The organism is Stenotrophomonas sp. BIO128-Bstrain (genome assembly GCF_030128875.1).
Classification (GTDB): Bacteria; Pseudomonadota; Gammaproteobacteria; order Xanthomonadales; family Xanthomonadaceae; genus Stenotrophomonas; species Stenotrophomonas bentonitica_A.
In genome coordinates, this window is record NZ_CP124620.1 from 840,627 (window position 1) to 859,561 (window position 18,935).

The 18,935-nt window shown below is 66.8% G+C and carries 17 protein-coding genes; 11 read left to right on the forward strand and 6 right to left on the reverse strand.

Annotated elements, in window-relative coordinates; all coding sequences use genetic code 11:
• Positions 1-32: 32 nt before the first annotated feature.
• The 3 genes from POS15_RS03815 to cysS form a co-directional block, all read right to left on the reverse strand.
• Entirely contained in the window at positions 33-1,286 is a 1,254-nt protein-coding gene (locus tag POS15_RS03815) for an MFS transporter (RefSeq protein WP_046273203.1), read from the reverse strand.
• The gene (locus POS15_RS03820) at positions 1,283-1,723 is read right to left on the reverse strand and encodes a SufE family protein (protein WP_070470164.1); all 441 of its coding nucleotides are present in this window, start codon (positions 1,721-1,723) and stop codon (positions 1,283-1,285) included. Before POS15_RS03820 ends, POS15_RS03815 begins: the two co-directional genes overlap by 4 nt.
• A gap of 149 nt (positions 1,724-1,872) precedes the next feature.
• Entirely contained in the window at positions 1,873-3,240 is a 1,368-nt protein-coding gene (gene cysS / locus POS15_RS03825) for a cysteine--tRNA ligase (RefSeq protein ID WP_284129023.1), read from the reverse strand.
• Positions 3,241-3,496: 256 nt separating this feature from the next.
• On the opposite strand from cysS, the gene POS15_RS03830 reads away from it, so the two are divergent.
• The 11 genes from POS15_RS03830 (at position 3,497) to POS15_RS03880 (ending at position 15,206) form a co-directional block, all read left to right on the forward strand.
• On the forward strand, positions 3,497-4,069 hold the full coding sequence (locus POS15_RS03830) for a hypothetical protein (protein ID WP_070425542.1): 573 nt from the start codon (positions 3,497-3,499) through the stop codon (positions 4,067-4,069).
• 360 nt (positions 4,070-4,429) lie between these two features.
• Positions 4,430-5,440 carry an N-acetylornithine carbamoyltransferase gene (locus POS15_RS03835; protein ID WP_019182833.1) on the forward strand — a complete coding sequence of 337 codons (1,011 nt, stop codon included), beginning with the start codon at positions 4,430-4,432 and terminating at the stop codon, positions 5,438-5,440.
• 131 nt (positions 5,441-5,571) lie between these two features.
• Positions 5,572-6,765, forward strand: a complete 1,194-nt coding sequence (locus tag POS15_RS03840) for an argininosuccinate synthase (RefSeq protein WP_019182834.1) — start codon at positions 5,572-5,574, stop codon at positions 6,763-6,765.
• A 158-nt stretch (positions 6,766-6,923) separates the two neighbouring features.
• On the forward strand, positions 6,924-8,012 hold the full coding sequence (locus POS15_RS03845; RefSeq protein WP_019182835.1) for an acetylornithine deacetylase: 1,089 nt from the start codon (positions 6,924-6,926) through the stop codon (positions 8,010-8,012).
• 73 nt (positions 8,013-8,085) lie between these two features.
• Positions 8,086-9,411 carry an acetylglutamate kinase gene (locus POS15_RS03850; protein ID WP_046273198.1) on the forward strand — a complete coding sequence of 442 codons (1,326 nt, stop codon included), beginning with the start codon at positions 8,086-8,088 and terminating at the stop codon, positions 9,409-9,411.
• Positions 9,412-9,416: 5 nt separating this feature from the next.
• The gene (locus tag POS15_RS03855) at positions 9,417-10,016 is read left to right on the forward strand and encodes a GNAT family protein (RefSeq protein WP_284129024.1); all 600 of its coding nucleotides are present in this window, start codon (positions 9,417-9,419) and stop codon (positions 10,014-10,016) included.
• The gene (argC, locus tag POS15_RS03860) at positions 10,013-10,966 is read left to right on the forward strand and encodes an N-acetyl-gamma-glutamyl-phosphate reductase (RefSeq protein ID WP_284129025.1); all 954 of its coding nucleotides are present in this window, start codon (positions 10,013-10,015) and stop codon (positions 10,964-10,966) included. The genes POS15_RS03855 and argC overlap by 4 nt, the downstream gene beginning before the upstream one ends.
• A gap of 74 nt (positions 10,967-11,040) precedes the next feature.
• Positions 11,041-12,336 carry an argininosuccinate lyase gene (gene argH, locus POS15_RS03865; RefSeq protein WP_070425538.1) on the forward strand — a complete coding sequence of 432 codons (1,296 nt, stop codon included), beginning with the start codon at positions 11,041-11,043 and terminating at the stop codon, positions 12,334-12,336.
• A gap of 69 nt (positions 12,337-12,405) precedes the next feature.
• Positions 12,406-12,666 (forward strand): YciI family protein, encoded by a 261-nt coding sequence (locus POS15_RS03870; RefSeq protein ID WP_019182840.1) that lies wholly within the window; start codon positions 12,406-12,408, stop codon positions 12,664-12,666.
• A 13-nt stretch (positions 12,667-12,679) separates the two neighbouring features.
• Positions 12,680-13,828: a glutamate 5-kinase gene (proB, locus tag POS15_RS03875; protein ID WP_284129026.1), complete on the forward strand. Its 1,149-nt coding sequence runs from the start codon at positions 12,680-12,682 to the stop codon at positions 13,826-13,828.
• 115 nt (positions 13,829-13,943) lie between these two features.
• Positions 13,944-15,206 carry a glutamate-5-semialdehyde dehydrogenase gene (locus POS15_RS03880; protein WP_284129027.1) on the forward strand — a complete coding sequence of 421 codons (1,263 nt, stop codon included), beginning with the start codon at positions 13,944-13,946 and terminating at the stop codon, positions 15,204-15,206.
• A 96-nt stretch (positions 15,207-15,302) separates the two neighbouring features.
• Here the strand turns inward: POS15_RS03880 and pgaD are convergent, their stop codons facing one another.
• From pgaD to pgaB, 3 genes are read right to left on the reverse strand one after another with little or no spacing between them, the layout of a single operon-like run.
• Positions 15,303-15,788 carry a poly-beta-1,6-N-acetyl-D-glucosamine biosynthesis protein PgaD gene (gene pgaD / locus POS15_RS03885; RefSeq protein WP_019182843.1) on the reverse strand — a complete coding sequence of 162 codons (486 nt, stop codon included), beginning with the start codon at positions 15,786-15,788 and terminating at the stop codon, positions 15,303-15,305.
• A complete protein-coding gene (gene pgaC / locus POS15_RS03890) occupies positions 15,785-17,032 on the reverse strand; it encodes a poly-beta-1,6-N-acetyl-D-glucosamine synthase (RefSeq protein WP_019182844.1) in 1,248 nt (415 codons plus the stop codon). Before pgaC ends, pgaD begins: the two co-directional genes overlap by 4 nt.
• 7 nt (positions 17,033-17,039) lie before the next feature.
• Positions 17,040-18,935, reverse strand: coding sequence for a poly-beta-1,6-N-acetyl-D-glucosamine N-deacetylase PgaB (gene pgaB / locus POS15_RS03895; protein WP_284129028.1), 1,896 nt, complete (start codon positions 18,933-18,935; stop codon positions 17,040-17,042).

Genomic DNA, 18,935 nt, shown 5'->3' on the forward strand with positions numbered 1-18,935 from the left:
CGGCTTCGGCCGGGTTTTTTTTGGCAGTATCCTCAATGCAGATCGCGCAGATTCAACCGCCGCAGCGTCGGATTCTTCCACGCCGTGATGCCGGCCACGCTCAACACCGCAAAGCCGCCCAGCACCACCGCCGGGACCAGCCCCAACAACTTCGCCATCGTGCCCGCATAGAACGCGCCCAGCTCATTGGACGAACTGATGAAAATGCCATTGATCGACGACACCCGCCCGCGCATCTCCTCCGGCGTCGCCAACTGCAGAATCGTCGAACGCACCACCACCGAGACACCATCGAAGGCACCGTAGAACAGCAGGATCGCCGCCGACAACCAGAAATTCGACGACAACCCGAACCCGATCACGCACAGCCCGAAACCGGCCACCGCGAACAACAGCACGCGCCCCGCATTGCGCTGCAACGGGCGACGCGCCAGCCACAGGCCCACGCACACCGAGCCCAGCGCCGGCGCCGCACGCAGCACGCCCAGGCCTTCCGGGCCGTGGTGGAGGATCTCGTGCAGGAACGCCGGCAGCATCGCCACCACCCCGCCGAGCAGCACCGAGAACATGTCCAGCGCCATCGCCCCGACCATGATCCGGTTGCCCAGCACGAAGCGGCCGCCCTCGGCGATGCTCTTGAAGATCGGCGCCGCCGGGCCCGTATGCACCGGCTCGGAGACACGCAGCGCCGCCAGGCAGCCCAGCGCGATCAGCGACACGCCGACCGCTACGCCGTAGGCCACCCCCTTGCCGCCCCAGGCCACCAGCACGCCGCCCAGCGCGGGGCCGGCCACCATCCCCGCTTGGAACACCACCGCGCCCAGGCCCGCGCCGCGCGCGTACTGGGTGCGCTCCAGCACACGGGCGAACAGCGCGTTGTAGATCGGCGAGAGGAACGCGCGGACCATGCCGGTCAGTGCGATCGCCGCGTAGATCGGCCACACCCCGTGGAACGGCAGCCAACCCTGGGCCACCGCGGTGAGCACCAGCGCGGTCATCACCAGCCCGCTGCAGGCGACCATGCCCAGCCGGCGGCGGGGCAGGTGGTCGACCAGGTAGCCGGCAAATGGCGCCACGCAGAAGAATGGCAGTACCTCGGCCAGGCCGATCAGGCCCAGCGAGAACGGATTGCGGGTGACTTCGTAGATGTGCCAACCGACCGTCACCGCGACGATCTGGTAGGAGAGCATCGCGAAGATGCGATACGCCAGCACCAGCGAAAAGCCCGGGCGGGCCAGCAGTTGCAGGGCGCTGTCGGGCTCCTGCGGATCGGCGGAGAGCGTCACGACTGCGCTTGCGCGGTGTCGCGGATGAAGGCCAGCATCGCCGCCACGCCGTTGCTGCGGGTCGGCGATAGGTGACGCGACAGCCCGATGTCCTGGATGTAGCTCGGCTCGGTGGCCAGGATCTCGGCAGCGGAACGGCCCGAGTACACGCGCAGGGCCAGGTAGATCAGCCCGGAGACGATCGCCGAATCACTGATCGCGTGGAAGCGCAGGGCCTCGGCGTTGCCCTCCGGCACGATCCAGACCATGGACTGGCAACCGAGCAGGCGGTGCGCTTCGGTTTTCCATTCTTCCGGGAAGGTGGGCAGCTTGCGGCCCAGGTCGATCAGGTACTGGTAGCGCTCGGACCAGTCACCGAAGAACGCGAATTCCTCGGCGATGGCAGCCTGGGCTTCGGCGGCGGTGGGTTCGAGCGGGAACGGGGAGGTGGGGGTCATGGGGGCTCCGGGTCGGTGTTCGCCGTCCGTGGGTGACCGTGCGTTTGCGGGGGAAGCAGCCTGGCCGTCCGTGGCCGGGCCTGTGTCGTGGCGACGCCCGGCGGTCCGGGCAGTGTCTGGCAGCGCCCGACGGTCAGCCGGGCGGTCGTTCAGCGTTTGCGCGACCAGCGCACGCCCTGGGCGGTGTCTTCCAGCACGATGCCTTCGGCAGCCAGCTGGTCACGGATCGCATCGGCGCGGGCGAAGTCACGCGCCTGCTTGGCGGCGGCGCGTTCGTCGATCAGGGCCTGGATGGCCGCATCGTCATCGGTGCCGCCTGCAGTACCGAACCAGGCGGCCGGCGCCTGCTGCAGCAGGCCCAGCGCCAGACCGGCGCCGAGCAGGGCGGATTTCCAGTGCGCCTTGTCGGCGTCGCCGGCCCTGCGTGCCTCGCCGGCGATGCGGGCCAGCTCGGCCAGTGCCTGCGGCGTGTTGAGGTCGTCATCCAGCGCGGCCTCGATCTCGGCCGGAATCACCGCAGCGGCCGCCACGTCGACCAGGTCGCGCAGGGTGCCGTACAGGCGGTCCAGCGTACGGACCGACTGCTCGATCAGCGCGTCGGACCAGTCCAGCGGCTGGCGGTAGTGGGCCGACAGCAGCGCATAGCGCAGCGCCTCGGGGGCATGCTGGCGGACCAGGTCGTGCACGCGCTCGATGTTGCCGATCGACTTGCTCATCTTGGCGCCGCCGAAGTTGAGCATGCCGTTGTGCAGCCAGAACCGGGCGAACGTCTGCCCGCCGTGCGCGCACTCGCTCTGCGCGATCTCGTTCTCATGGTGCGGGAACTGCAGGTCCACGCCGCCGGCATGGATGTCGATGGTCGGCCCCAGATGCGCGGCGGCCATCGCCGAGCACTCGATGTGCCAGCCCGGGCGGCCACGGCCCCAGGGCGATGCCCAGCCCGGCAGGTCGTCGCTGGATGGCTTCCACAGCACGAAGTCGCCCGGGTCGCGCTTGTAAGGCGCCACGTCGACGCGCGCGCCGGCCAGCATCTCGTCCGGGTCGCGGCGCGAGAGCTTGCCGTAATCGGCGTAGGAGCTCACCGAGAACAGCACATGGCCTTCGGCCGCATACGCGTGGCCGTTGGCGATCAGTTGCTCGATCATCGTGATGATGTGCGGGATATGCGCGGTGGCTTCCGGCTCGATGTCCGGCGGGACCACGCCCAGCGCGGCCATGTCCTCGCGGTAGGCGGCGGCGAAGCGGTCGGTGATGGTGCTGATCGGGACCTGCTGCTCGCGCGCGGCCGTGTTGATCTTGTCATCCACGTCGGTGATGTTGCGGGCATAGCGCAGGCCGCCGAAACGGCGCCGGAGCAGGTCGGCCAGCACCCCGAACACCACCGGGCCACGGGCGTTGCCGATGTGGACGTAGTTGTAGACCGTGGGGCCGCACACATACAGGGTCGGACAGGTCGGATCGAGCGGGGTAAACGGTTCGAGCTGGCGTGTCAGGTTGTTGTGCAGGCGCAGGGTCATGAGGGTCGGGAGCGGGGGTAAGCGGTCGATTTTAGAACGTGTCGGGGCCTTTGGGGGGATGCGGGGCAGGGCATGCAGGCGTTCGCGTCACCACGGCCGCCGGCTGAAGGCTTCAGCCGATCGGCCCCGTGCAGGCGGGCCCCGGGGCCGCGGCTGGGGCCCGACCTATGGGCATACGCGTCACGGAAGGGTAATGTTCAGCCCCTTGTGCCTGGCACTGCCTAAACTATCCCCCTTGTCCTTTTCCTTGTTGCCAATGAAATCCGCTTCGTTGTTGACGCTGGTCTGCCTGCTCGGAAGTGCCGCCTTCGGGGCGTGCGCCCAGGACGGTGAGGTGCGCAACCGGGTGGTGATCGTGGAGAACGTCAAGTTCGACTACGCCCAGGTGCTCAACGTGGAGCCGGTCTTCCAGACCCTGCGCGCCACGCGTACCGAGGAGCACTGCGAGCCGGTCTCCACCCGCACGCTGGCTCCGGTCAACGTCACCGGCGAAGAGCCGCAGGAAGACAAGGGTCGTTTCGGACGTTTCATGGATTCGGTGCGCTCGATCTTCCGCCGCGAAGATGGCAGCACCGATGAGAGTGGCTATTCGGAAACCGTCGTGGTGGAGGCCGCGCCGGCCAATACCGGTCCACTGCTGACCCGGGACTGCAAGATCATTCCGGTGGGCCGTGAGTTCCGGCGCCCGATCGCCTACGACGTGGACTACGTCTACAAGGGCACCAAGTACCGCTCGCGCCTGCCCGAAGATCCGGGCAACCGGCTCAAGATCCGGGTCTCGATAACCCCCTGGGTCGGCAATGAACAGGCCGGCGGCGCCAATCCGTGACCCCTCCCGTCGCCCCATCGGCGACACCTTCAACCTGAATTTCCATTCAGGCCTTGCACCCGCCCCGGGTGCATGCAAAGATGGGCGGCCATGAAACTCACCGACTTCCAGCACGACACCAGCGCCGCCCGTATGGCTACGGGCATGACGTCGCGTGCCCGCCGACCGGAACCCCACATTTTCGCTGGGTAACCGGAGCTTCGTGCTGTCTGTTCGGAAAACCCAGCCCCCGCGCTGGGTTTTTTCGTTTCTGCGATCTGAAAAGTTTCATCTGTATGTGTTTTGTTGAGCCCTGACCGCGCCCCGGCGCCCCCAACCTCCGCCGGAAACGGTGGAAAACCAGCCGCAAAGGATCGATCGATGTCCCTGAAGCACTTCCTGAACACCCAGGACTGGAGCCGCACCGACCTGGATGCCCTGCTGACCCAGGCCGCGCTGTTCAAGCGCAACAAGCTGGGCGACGAGCTCAAGGGCAAGTCGATTGCCCTGGTGTTCTTCAACCCCTCCATGCGTACCCGCACCAGCTTCGAGCTGGGCGCGTTCCAGCTGGGCGGCCACGCGATCGTGCTGCAGCCGGGCAAGGATGCCTGGCCGATCGAGTTCAACCTGGGCACGGTGATGGACGGGGATACCGAAGAGCACATCGCCGAAGTGGCCAGGGTGCTGGGCCGCTACGTCGACCTGATCGGCGTGCGCGCGTTCCCGAAGTTCATCGACTGGACCAAGGACCGCGAAGACGAAGTGCTCAAGAGCTTCGCCAAGTACTCGCCGGTGCCGGTGATCAACATGGAAACCATCACCCACCCGTGCCAGGAACTGGCCCATGTGATGGCGCTGCAGGAACACTTCGGCACCCAGGACCTGCGCGGCAAGAAGTACGTGCTGACCTGGACCTACCACCCCAAGCCGCTGAACACCGCCGTGGCCAACTCGGCGCTGACCATCGCCACCCGCATGGGCATGGACGTGACCCTGCTGTGCCCGACCCCGGATTACATCCTGGATGAGCGCTACATGGGCTGGGCCGAGCAGAACGTGGCCGAGAGCGGTGGTTCGCTGCAGGTGAGCCATGACATCGCCAGCGCCTACGCCGGCGCCGATGTCGTCTACGCCAAGAGCTGGGGCGCGCTGCCGTTCTTCGGCAACTGGGAGCCGGAGAAGCCGATCCGCGACCAGTACAAGCACTTCATCGTGGACGAAGCCAAGATGGCGCTGACCAACAACGGTGTCTTCAGCCACTGCCTGCCGCTGCGCCGCAACGTGAAGGCGACCGACGGCGTGATGGATTCGGCGCAGTGCATCGCGATCAACGAAGCCGAGAACCGCCTGCATGTGCAGAAGGCGATCATGTCGGCGCTGGCAGGACGATAAGCAGCACGGCGGCCGTAGAGCCACGCCATGCGTGGCTTCGCGGCGCCCAACGAATAGCAGCCACGCATGGCGTGGCTCTACCGCCTCGAAAAACGCATTCCACATCGCATTCCCACTTGGACCTGACCCCCATGAGCAAGAAAGACATCGTCCTGGCCTTCTCCGGCGGACTCGACACCAGCTTCTGCGTGCCCTACCTGCAGGAGCGCGGCTACAACGTGCACACCGTGTTCGCCGATACCGGTGGCGTGGATGACGAAGAGCGCGATTTCATCGAAAAGCGTGCCGCCGAACTGGGCGTCACCAGCCACGTCACCGTCGACGGTGGCCCGGCCATCTGGAGCGGTTTCGTCAAGCCGTTCGTGTGGGCCGGTGAGGGCTACCAGGGCCAGTACCCGCTGCTGGTCTCGGATCGTTACCTGATCGTGGACGCCGCGCTCAAGCGCGCCGCGGAACTGGGCACCAACATCATCGCCCACGGCTGCACCGGCATGGGCAACGACCAGGTCCGCTTCGACCTGGCCGTGAAGGCACTGGGCGACTACCAGATCGTCGCGCCGATCCGCGAGATCCAGAAAGAACACACCCAGACCCGCGCCTACGAGCAGAAGTACCTGGAAGAGCGTGGTTTCGGCGTGCGGGCCAAGCAGCAGGCCTACACCATCAACGAGAATCTGCTCGGCCTGACCATGTCCGGCGGCGAGATCGACCGTTGGGAAGCCCCGGGCGAGGGTGCCCGCGGCTGGTGCGCACCGCGCAGCGAATGGCCGGAACAGGCCCTGACGGTCACCCTGAAGTTCGTCGAAGGCGAAGCGGTCGAGCTGGACGGCAAGGCGCTGCCGGGTGAGCAGATCCTGGCCAAGCTCAACAAGCTGTTCGCCCCGTACGGCGTGGGCCGTGGCGTGTACACCGGCGACACCGTGATCGGCCTGAAGGGCCGCATCGTGTTCGAAGCGCCGGGCCTGGTCTCGCTGCTGGCCGCGCATCGCGCGCTGGAAGATGCGGTGCTGACCAAGCAGCAGAACCGCTTCAAGCCGGACGTGGCGCGCAAGTGGGTGGAGCTGGTGTACGAAGGCTTCTACCACGACCCGCTCAAGACCGACATCGAGGCCTTCCTGAAGTCCTCCCAGGCCAAGGTCAACGGCGAAGTGGTGCTGGAAACCCGTGGTGGCCGTGTGGACGCCGTTGCGGTGAAGTCGCCGCACCTGCTCAACACCAAGGGCGCCACGTATGCACAGTCGGCCGACTGGGGCGTGGAAGAAGCGGAAGGCTTCATCAAGCTGTTCGGCATGAGCTCCACCCTGTACGCGCAGGTGAACCGCTAAGGCGATGCACCGGGGTGCCGGCCCCTGGCCGGCACCCCGCAACGCCGATGGATGGATGGTAGTGCCGGCCGCTGGCCGGCTCGTGGCACGGCTGGATCATTGCAGAGCCGGCCAGCGGCCGGCACTACCGATGTTGAACCCTACGGATACTCAGACACATGCTTGAACAGACACTCGATCACCTGCAGCAGCTCGTGTCCTTCGACACGCGAAACCCGCCGCGTGCGATCACCACTGGCGGCATCTTCGATTACCTGCGCGCGAACCTGCCCGGGTTCAACGTGGAGGTGCTCGACCATGGTGACGGTGCGGTCAGCCTGTATGCGGTGCGTGGCACGCCGAAGTATCTGTTCAACGTGCACCTGGATACCGTGCCGGACTCGCCGCATTGGACGGCCGACCCGCACGTGATGCGGCGTGCGGACGATCGCGTGATCGGCCTGGGCGTGTGCGACATCAAGGGCGCTGCGGCGGCCCTGGTGGCCGCGGCCAACGCCAGCGATGGCGATGCTGCGTTCCTGTTCTCCAGCGACGAGGAGGCCAACGACCCGCGTTGCATCGCCGCCTTCCTCGCCCGGGGCATTCCGTACGAAGCGGTGCTGGTCGCCGAGCCCACGATGAGCGAAGCGGTGCTCGCGCACCGTGGGATCAGCTCGGTGCTGATGCAGTTCAAGGGCCGCGCAGGGCATGCCTCGGGCAAGCAGGATGCGGCCGCCAGTGCCTTGCACCAGGCGATGCGCTGGGGCAACCGCGCGCTGGACCACGTCGAGTCGCTGTCGCACGCGCGCTTTGGCGGGCTGACCGGCCTGCGCTTCAACATCGGGCGCGTGGAAGGCGGCATCAAGGCCAACATGATCGCACCCGCGGCCGAAGTGCGTTTCGGCTTCCGCCCGTTGCCGTCGATGGATATCGATGCGCTGCTGACCACCTTTGCCGGTTTTGCCGAACCGGAGGCCGCGGTGTTCACCGAGACCTTCCGCGGGCCGAGTTTCCCGGCCGGCGATATTGCCGAAGCAGAAAACCGCCGTCTGGCTGCGCGTGACGTGGCCGATGCCTTGGATATCCCGATCGGCAACGCGGTGGATTTCTGGACCGAGGCCTCGCTGTTTTCGGCCGGCGGTTACACCACGCTGGTGTACGGCCCGGGCGACATCGCCCAGGCCCACACCGCCGATGAGTTCGTGACGCTGGAGCAGCTGCAGCGTTACACCGAGTCCGTGCACCGCATCATCGCGCACGGCGCCTGATCGAATGACGCCGTCGTGGTCCCCCACTGACGGAACTCCCATCGCGGCTGCGGCCGCCTGCGACGATATCGAAATGCCTTCTTCCCAGCCTCACCGCCAGACCCGTCAGACCATCGTGCGCCTGCTCTCGAGCATGGCCAGCGCGAAGGAGATCAGCCAGTACCTCAAGCGTTTCTCGCAGCTGGACGCCAAACGCTTCGCCGTGGTCAAGGTCGGCGGCGCGGTGCTGCGCGATGACCTGGACGCGCTGACCTCCTCGCTGTCGTTCCTGCAGGAAGTCGGCCTGACCCCGATCGTGCTGCATGGTGCCGGCCCGCAGCTGGACGCCGAGCTCTCGGCGGCCGGCATCGAGAAGCAGACCGTGAACGGCCTGCGCGTGACCTCGGCCGAAGGCCTGGCGATCGTGCGCCGGGTGTTCCAGGCCTCCAACCTGCAACTGGTTGAAGCGCTGCAGCAGAATGGCGCGCGCGCGACCTCGATCACCGGGGGCGTGTTCGAAGCCGAGTACCTGGACCAGGCCACCTACGGCCTGGTCGGTGAGGTCAAGAAGGTCAATCTGGCCCCGATCGAGGCCAGCCTGCGCGCCGGGTCGATCCCGGTGATCACCAGCCTGGGCGAGACGCGCTGCGGGCAGATCCTCAACGTCAACGCTGATTTCGCCGCCAACGAGCTGGTGCAGGAACTGCAGCCGTACAAGATCATCTTCCTGACCGGCACCGGCGGCCTGCTGGATGAAGAGGGCAAGGTGATCGATTCGATCAACCTCTCCACCGAGTACGACCAGCTGATGCAGCAGCCGTGGATCCATGGCGGCATGCGGGTCAAGATCGAACAGATCAAGGACCTGCTGGATCGGCTGCCGCTGGAATCCTCGGTCTCCATCACCCGCCCGGCGGACCTGGCCAAGGAACTGTTCACCCACAAGGGCTCGGGCACGCTGGTGCGCAAGGGCGAGAAAGTGCTGCGCGCCACCCGCTGGGACGAACTCGATCTGCCGCGCCTCAAGCAGCTGATCGAATCCAGCTTCGGCCGCACCCTGGTGGCGGATTATTTCCAGAAGACCAAGCTGTTGCGTGCCTACGTCAGCGAGAACTACCGCACCGCGGTGATCCTCACCGATGAAGCGGAAGGGGTCTACCTGGACAAGTTCGCGGTGCTGGATGACGCGCAGGGCGAAGGCCTTGGCCGCGCGGTCTGGAATGTCATGCTGGACGAAACCCCGCAGCTGTTCTGGCGCTCGCGCAACGGCAACCCGATCAATCACTTCTATTACGCCGAATCCGATGGCTGCTACAAGCAGGGCCACTGGAAGGTGTTCTGGTTCGGCGCCGATGGCTTCGACCGCATCAAAGCGTACGTCGAGCATTGCGCCGCACGCACCCCCAGCCTGGAGGGCTGAACCCGATGAATCTTGCCGATTGGACCAAGGTCCCCACGCTGGCCGGCACCCATGCCCGGCTGGAGCCGCTGCAGATGGCGCATATCGATGGCCTGCGCGGCGCACTGGGGGATGGCACCTTGTCCAAGCTCTGGTACACCCAGGTGCCGAGTGCGAAGACCATGACCGCCTATGTCCAGGCCGCGCTGCAGGCGCAGGCCGAGGGCAAGGTGTTGCCGTTCGTGGTCCTCAACGAGGCCGATGAAGTGGTCGGCACCACCCGCTACTACGATCTGGACGCCGAGGTGCCGCGCCTGAGCATCGGCTACACCTGGTATGGCGAAGCCGCCCAGCGCACCGGCATCAACACCGAGACCAAACTGATGCTGCTCACCCATGCCTTCGAGCGGCTGGAATGCCTGAGCGTGGTGTTCGAGACCAGCTGGTTCAACGTCACCTCGCGCACCGCGATCGCGCGGCTGGGCGCCAAGCAGGACGGCGTGCTGCGCAACCACAAGCGCCACCCGGACGGCACCCCGCGCGACACCGTCATCTTCTCCATCATCGATGCGGAATGGCAGGGGGTGAAACGCCACCTGCAGCACCGCCTGGACGCACACGCATGAGTACCAAGATCTTCACCGTCGGCATCGTCGGCGCACGTGGCCACACCGGCGCCGAGCTGATCAAGCTGATCGCCGCCCACCCGAGCCTGCAGCTGGGCTTCGTCTCCTCGCGCGAGCTGGCCGGCCAGCGCGTGAGCGATCACCACGGCGACTGGCAGGGTGAGCTGCAGTTCGAAAACCTGGATGCCGATGCCGTCGCTGCAAAGGGCATGGACGCGGTGATCCTGGCGCTGCCCAATGGCCTGGCCGCACCGTTCGTTACCGCGCTGGATGCGGCCAGGCCGGACACGGTGATCGTCGATCTGTCGGCCGATCACCGCTTCGAGCCGAGCTGGTATTACGGCCTGCCGGAGCTGACCCGCGGCGATTACCTGGGCCAGAAGCACATCAGCAATCCGGGCTGCTACGCCACCGCGATGCAGCTGGCGATCAGCCCGCTGCTGCAGCAGCTGGCCGGCCCGCCGCAGTGTTTCGGGGTCTCCGGTTACTCCGGTGCCGGCACCACGCCCTCGGACAAGAACAACCCCGAGCTGCTGCGCGACAACCTGATGCCGTATGCGCTGACCAACCATGTGCATGAGCGCGAAGTGACCGCGCACCTGCGCGTGCCGGTCGAGTTCATGCCGCACGTGGCGCCGCATTTCCGCGGCATCACCATGACGGTGAACCTGTGGCTCAACACGGTGGTCAAGCGCGAGGATGTGATCGCGCTCTACCAGAAGTACTACGCCGACGAGGCGCTGATCGAGGTGCTCGACGAAGCGCCGTGGGTCAGCCAGATCGCCGGCCGGCATGGCGTGCAGATCGGCGGCTTCGACGTGGCCCCGGGCGGCAAGCGCGTGGTGGTGGTGGCGACCCTGGACAACCTGCTCAAGGGCGCGGCCACCCAGGCGATGCAGAACCTCAACCTGGCGCTGGGTCTGGACGAACTGGCCTCGATCCCGCACTGATTCCCACGGCGCTGCGCGGCCCCCTGCGCGCGCCCTGACAACCCGGCGGAGCGACTCCGCCTATGGAGCAAGACATGGCAGACCTTCTGTGGCAGAAGCCCGGCGTGGCGGTAGACGCCAAGATCCAGACCTTCCTGGCCGGCGATGATGTGATCCTGGACCGCGAGTTCTTCCTCTACGACGTGGCGGCCAGCAAGGCGCACGCGCAGGGCCTGGAGAACATCGGCATCCTCGGCAATGACGAGCGCATCGGCCTGCAGCGCGAGCTGGACGTGCTGGCCGAGGATTTCCGCAGTGGCGCGTTCGTGCTGGATGAGCGCTTCGAGGATTGCCACTCGGCGATCGAAGCGCGCCTGACCGAGCGCCTCGGCGATGCCGGCCGCAAGATCCACACCGGCCGCAGCCGCAACGACCAGATCCTGGTGGCGACCCGGCTGTGGTTGAAGGACAAGCTGCTGCGCGTGGCCGAGCTGAGCCGCGAGATCGCCAAGGTGGCGCTGGATCGTGCCGAGGCCGAGAAGGACCTCCCCGTGCCGGGCTACACCCACATCCAGCGCGCCGTGGTGTCCTCGGCGGGCATGTGGTGGGCCGGCTGGGCCGAGGCCTTCATCGACAACGCGATCCGCGCGCACGACACGTTCAACCTGGTCGATGCCAATCCGCTCGGCACGGCCGCCGGCTACGGCGTGAACCTGCCGCTGGACCGCGCGCATACCACTGAAGCGCTTGGCTTTGCGCGCATGCAGATCTCGCCGATCTACGCGCAGCTTTCTCGCGGCAAGTTCGAACTGGCGGCGCTGGAAGCACTCGGCGGCGCCACCCTGGACCTGCGCCGCATCGCATGGGACCTGTCGCTGTTCACCAGCGGCGAGTTCGGCTTCGTGGCGTTGCCGGCGCAGTACACCACCGGCAGCTCGATCATGCCGAACAAGCGCAACCCGGACGTGATCGAACTGATGCGCGCCACCCATGCCAGCGTGGCCGCGGCCCGCACCGAGATCGAGCAGCTGCTGTCGCTGCCCTCGGGCTACCACCGCGATCTGCAGAGCAGCAAGGGCGCGATCTTCCACGGCTTCGGCCGCGGCCTGGCCGCGCTGGAACTGCTGCCGGCGCTGCTGGCCAACCTGGAATGGCGCGACGACAAGCTGCGCGCGGCGATCGACTCGGGCATGTACGCCACCGATGTCGCGGTGGAGGCAGCCGTGGCCGGTGTGCCGTTCCGCGAGGCCTACAAGGCTGCCGCCGCGGCGGCGGACACGGCAGGGCAGGGGCGAACCCCCGAAGGCAGCCTGGCCGCGCGCGTATCGCCCGGCGCGGCGGCCGACCTGCGGCTGGATGAACTGCGCGCCCGCTGGGCGGCACTGGTGTGATCACGACGGCGGCCGCAAGGTCGCCGTTTTTGTAACGTCTTGCCGGGTGCTGCCCGGGAAAGGATCTCTATGAAAACCTGTTACCTGGTGATGGTCACCCGTACGCCGGACTTCCGCGATGAGGTCGGTGCCGAACACGCGCGTTTTCTCGATGAGGTGCGTGCCCGCGGGCAGCTGCTGCTGACCGGTGGCTTCACCGACAAGAGCGGCGGCGCTTACGTGCTGCAGGACATCGCTGACCTGACCGCTGCGCAGGCGCTGGTGGACAGCGATCCGCTGCTGGTGCACGGCAGCGCCACCGCCCGTATCCACGAATGGAGCACGCGCTGAGCGCGCCGACCACATGAACCAGCCCGTGCCTTCGCCGTTTACCGAACAAGCCGTCCCGCAGTGGAAACGCGCCGTACTCAAAGTGGGCAGCAGCCTGCTGGCCGCTGACGGCGGCGGCCTCTCGCCACGCCACGCGCTGGGCCTGGCCCAGTTCGTCTCGGCCAACGTATTGGCTGGGCGCGAGGTGGTGATCGTATCCTCCGGCGCGGTTGCGGCCGGCCGGGCAATCGTGCCGCGCGCGCTGGAAGCCGGCGCGGCGATGGCAGCGCGGCAGGCGCTCGCCGCGCTGGGCCAGGCACAGCTGATCGGGCTCTGGCAGCGCTTTTTCGAACGCCCGGTGGCGCAGGTGCTGCTGACCCATGATGACCTGCGCAATCGCCGCCGTTACCTCAACGCCCGCGCCACGCTCAACGAGCTGTTGCGGTTGGGCGCGCTGCCGGTTGTCAACGAGAACGACACCGTCTCGGTGGATGAGCTCAAGCTCGGCGACAACGACAATCTGGCCGCGACCGTCGCTGCGCTGATCGACGCCGACGTGCTGTTCATCGCCACCGACATCGACGGCCTGTACAGCGCCGATCCGCGGCGTGATCCACAGGCGCGGCCGATCCATGACGTGCCCGAGTTGACCGTGGAGGTCCTGGCGATGGCCGGCGGCGCCGGCAGTGGCGCCGGTACCGGTGGCATGCATACCAAGCTGGAAGCCGCGGCCAAGGCCGGGCGGGTGGGCATCGAGACCTGCCTGTTCAACGGGCGTAGTGCCGAGGTGGTGCGTGCGCTCAGCCAGGGGCGGTTGTTCGGCACCCGCATCCATGCCGCGCAGACCCGGGTGGCCGCGCGCAAGTACTGGCTGCGGCACGCGCCGCTGGAGCCGGGCGCGATCCTGATCGATGCCGGCGCAGCCGATGCGCTGCGCGGCAAGGGCGCTTCGCTGCTGCCTGGCGGGGTGCTGGGCGCCGAGGGCGACTTCCGCCGCGGCGACATGGTCGAGATCCGGCAGCGCCTTGATAGTGGGGAGATCTGCCTGGCGCGCGGCGTCAGCCAGTATTCGGCCAGCGACATCCGCCGCCTCGCCGGGCGCCACTCGCGCGACATCGAAAGCGTGCTGGGCTACAACTACGGTGGCAATGTCATCCACCGCGACGATCTGGTGTTGCTGTAAAGCGTAAGAACATCCACGGTAGAGCCACGCCATGCGTGGCTGCGCAACCTGGGTCCGTTCGACATCCCCCAGCCACGCATGGCGTGGCCCTACCGTTTTTTCCGAGGATATTGAGATGGTCGCCAGCTCCACCACCGACATCCGCAGCCAGGCGCTGGCCTGCCGGGACGCTGCCCGGCAGCTGGCGCAGTTGTCTGCGTCGGCCAAGGCCGATCTGCTCGACGCGATGGCCGCCGCGCTGGAAGCCGATACCGATGCGATTCTCGCGGCCAACGCACGCGATCTTGCGGCGGCGACGGAAAAGGGCATCGGCACCGCGATGCTGGACCGCCTGGCACTGAACCCGCAGCGTCTGGCCGGTATCGCCGCCGCGCTGCGCGAGGTCGCTGCGTTGCCCGATCCCGTCGGGCAGGTGACCCGCGATGACGTGCGTCCCAATGGCATCCGGGTGCAGAAAGTGCGCGTGCCGCTGGGCGTCATCGCGATGATCTACGAAGCGCGCCCGAACGTGACCGCCGACGCCGCCGCGCTGTGCATCAAGGCCGGCAACGGCGTGATCCTGCGCGGTGGCTCGGAGGCGATCCACTCCAACACTGCCATTGCCGCCTCGCTCAAGCGCGCGCTGCGCGAGGCGGGCGTCGCCGATGCCGCATTGACCCTGGTGGAGGATCTGCGCCGCGAGACCATGCTTGCCCTGCTGCAGCTCAACGATGTGATCGATCTGGCGATTCCGCGCGGTGGGGAAGGCCTGATCCGCTTCGTGGCCGAGCATGCCCGTGTGCCGGTGATCAAGCACTACAAGGGTGTCTGCCATCTGTACGTGGACCGCGCCGCCGACCCCGCGCTTGCGCTGCGCCTGCTGGTGGACGGCAAATGCAGTCGACCCTCGGCCTGCAACTCGCTGGAGACGCTTCTGGTCCATGCCGACCTTGCGCCGCGCTTCCTGCCGCTGGCCGCGCAGGCACTGGCCGAGCGCGGCGTGCGGGTGCGCGCCGACACGGTGGCGCGGCAGTGGCTGCCCGATGCCGAGCCGGCCAGCGAGGAGGATTACGCCGCCGAGTATCTGGATCTGATCATCGCCGTGCGCGTGGTCGATGACCTCGAGCAGGCACTGATGCATATCCAGCAGTACAGCTCGGACCATACCGAAGTGATTGCCACGGAAGACGCCGCGGCAGCCGAGCACTTCGTGCATGCGCTGCGCTCGGCGGTGGTGATGGTCAACGCCTCTTCGCGCTTCTCCGACGGGGGCGAGCTGGGCCTGGGTGCGGAGATCGGCATCTCCACCACCCGCCTGCACGCCTATGGCCCGATGGGGCTGGAGGCGCTCACCGTCGAACGCTTCGTCGTCCGCGGCGAAGGCCAGACGCGCGCGTGACCCGGTAGAGCCGGCCGCTGGCCGGCTCCTTCGCATCCTGGCAATCCGTGGCGCCGGCCAGCGGCCGGCACTACCGGTCGGCCAACACCCGCGCGATTACCGGTATGCGACCGCCAATGCCCCCGCGGTGACCCGTACCGGCCGCGCGTGCTCGTCCATGTGCAGCGTCACCGACTTGCCATCGGCCAGCGACGCGGCCACGGCCACACTCGCGCCGAGGTCATGCGCCATCTCCTCGCGGGTGACATCGTCATGCGGCAGCCGGCGCTCCTTGCCGGTGAACCGCATGCGGTTGTACTCGGCCCAGGCGATCAGCAGCGCCGCGCAGCACACCAGCATCACCGGCAGCGCGATCACCACGAACGGATCGACCGTCTGCTTCTGTTCGTACAGCTGCGCCCATGCCATCCGCCCGCCGAGCAGCCACGAGATCAGCGTTACCAGCGGTGCCCACAGGTAGAAGTAGAACGCCCAGAAGGCGATGGTCACAAAGCCCCAGGCGGTGCGCTGCAGGCGCGGTTGCTGGCGCGGTTTCTGGATCAGCCGCGAATCGAAGCGGCGGGTGGATTTGACGGTGTTCATCGGATACCCCGGTCAGGACTGACCCAGACCGCGCGCTTGCCACGACGTTTGAACAACGTCTTGGGGAACGCCACCAGGGTCGTGAACAGACTGATGAGCCAGTACGCCATCGGGTACCAGATCACCCAGAAGTAGTTACGTCCAATATGCGTTTCGTAACGGCGGTCGATGATCAGGCTGCTGGCGAACTGCATCAGGCAGACCAGGGCCAGGATCACGCCATGCCACTGCGGCAGCAGCGTGGCGATGTACAGCTCCGGCGGCAGCACCATGAACTTGCCCACCGCCCACAGCACGATGATCGCCAGCATCGTGTAGGCCCACAGCACGCTGAGGATGTACTCCAGCAGCACGCCCCACATGCGGCGCTTGCGCCAGTGGAACAGCGAGCCGCCATGCCGCAGCAGCACCTCCACACCGCCCTGGGCCCAGCGCAGGCGCTGCCGCCACAGCCCTTTCAAGGTTTCCGGCATCAGGATGAAGCACAGCGCATTGGGCTCGTAACGGATGTCCCAATGGTCCAGCTGCAGGCGCCAGCTGATGTCGATGTCCTCGGTCACCATGTCATCGGACCAGTAACCGATCCGGTGAAGGGCCGTGCGACGGAACGCGGCGATCACCCCGGAGATGGTGAAGATGCGCCCGTACACCCGCTGCGCCCGCTTGATCATGCCGATGATCGAGGAGAACTCGGCCACCTGCAGCCGGCCCAGCAGGGTGGAGCGGTTGCGGATGCGCGGGTTGCCGGTGACCGCGCCCACGCGCGGGCCCGAGGTCAGGTGCCACACCATCCAGTGCGTGGCGTACTCCTCCAGCATCGCATCGCCATCGATGCATACCAGGAACTCCGAACGTGCCGCCAGCGCGCCCATGCGCAGCGCATTGGCCTTGCCCAGGTTGCGGTCCAGGTGCACCACCCGCAGCCGCGGGTGCAGGGCGGCCAGGGCATCCAGCCGCGCGCCGGTATCGTCGCTGCTGCCATCGTTGATGGCGATGACTTCGAAATCCGGGTAATTCTGCTTGAGCGCCGAGCCAATCGTGTCGTCCAGATTCTCCGCTTCGTTGTGGCAGGGGATCAGGATCGAGGCGAACGGATAGACATCCATCGGCGGCGGGTCATCACGGTCACGGGCCTTTCGCTCGCGCCGGAAGAAGTAATACAGGCCGCCGGACATCCAGAAGAACGCCATCACCATCGGGTAGAAGAAGGCGAACTGGAACAGCGCGTAGAGAAGAGGATGCATGGCGACCTCACTTTTCCTCGTACGGGAAGCTGCGGGCCGACATGGCCGCGCGGGCGTCATACGTGGAGGGACGTCCGGCGATGAAATCATCCGGATACCAGGCGAAATGACGCACGCCCTGCGCCTGTAGACGACGGATCTGCGCGCGCAGGCGGTCGCCGGGGATCGGCTTGCCGGTGCGCCAGTCCAGCGTCTGCAGCTCGAACATCGTCTGCGACAACTGCGGATCGTGCTGCTTCACCGCCACCACCAGCCGGTCCAGCCAGCGTTCCGGGCTGCGGCTGCCTTCCATCCACGGCATCGCCATCAGGGCGGTGTGGTCGTAGGCCTTGTTGAACAGGTCCAGGCGCTGGGCGAACCAGCTGGCGCTCTGCGGTTCCAGCACCGGCTGGGCATACAGGTTGCGCACGGTCCCCAGCTTCGGCCGCCAGCGTTGCGCGGCGTTGCGCAGCTCCAGGGTGAAGTCGATCAGCGCCTGTGTACGTGCGCCATCCTCGCCTTCGGGCGGCAACTGGGTCAGCTCGGTGTCGCGCAGGTAGGCGTCATCGTGGAAGAGCAGCCCCTCGAAGTAGGAGTTGATCGCCAGGTCTTCGTAGATGTCATCGATGATCCTGCGGACCTGCGGCCGGGTGAAGTCCAGCCGGAAGATGCCGTCGCTTTCCGGGCTCTCGATGGCCAGGGCTTTGCGGATGGCCGGGTCCTTGAGCTCGTAACCCAGCACCGGCAGCCACGCGAACACCTTCACCCCGGCGCGGGTCTTGAGCTGCCACGCCACGCGGTTGAACAGGTCCGCACGCATCGGCAGATGCCGGTTGGGGAAGTACAGCGCATCGGCCGAGCCATTGCCGTCCGGATCGGCGAAGGCCTGCAGGAACACGTGGGTCGGGCCGATCTTCTTGACCCGGTCGATCAGCGCATCCAGGTTCTTGCCCTGTTGCAACGGGTCGGCATCGTAGACGGCATCCAGGTCGATCTGCAGCGCACGCATGCCATCGCGTTCCACATCCCGGCGCAGTTCGTAGGCCAACTGCACCACGGTCGGGTTGTTGGTCACCAGCAGGCGCGCCAGGCCATGCAGATCGGGTTTGACCGGCGTGCTGCGCCCTTCCAGGTCGAACGACACCGGCATGCCCAACTGCTCGGCGATATCGTTGCTCAACGCGTTGTAGGCGGCGTACGGCCAAACGATCGCCTTCGGGCTGACCCCGACATTGCGCTCGATACGCTCCACGCTGCGGCCCAGGTCGGCGCGCAGGCGGGCTTCGTACTCGGCCGCGGTTTCATAGGTCTTGCGGGTCGGGTCGTAGATGCGCGTGATCACCGCCGGCGTGGAGTTGCCCTGCGGGTTGGACTGCACGCCATGGTGCAGGTTGTCAGTGTGGCTGGCCAGTTCGATCAGCCCGCTCTTCTGCATCTCACGCAGCTGCGCCCAGGTCAGGAAATCATCGCGGGTGAACGGGCGGTAGCCGTAATCGATCTGGCGCCCGGCCGGCATGTCCACGTAATCGGTGATCACGGCGACCAGCGCCGGATAGTTGTAGGCGCGCAGCAACGGGAAGACCTTGCTGTACACACTGCGCAGGCCGTCATCGAAGGTCAGCAGCACCGGCTTGGGCGGCAGCGGCGTGCCGCCCTGCGAGGCGGTGATCAGCTGCGACAGCGAGACCGGGTGATACCCGTGCGCGGACAACCAGTCCAGGTGCGCGGCGAAGTTCTGCGTGCTGACGGCATACGCATCCGGGTCGCCACGTTCGGCCACCTCATCGCGGATGTCGTGGTAGCTGAGCACCAGCAGCCCGTTATCGGCCGCATCAAGCACGGCCGGTCGTTGCTGGGCCTGGGCCGGCAGCACGACGGTGAGCAGGGCCAGCAACAGCCAGTGGGTCCAGCGTTTCAAGTCCAT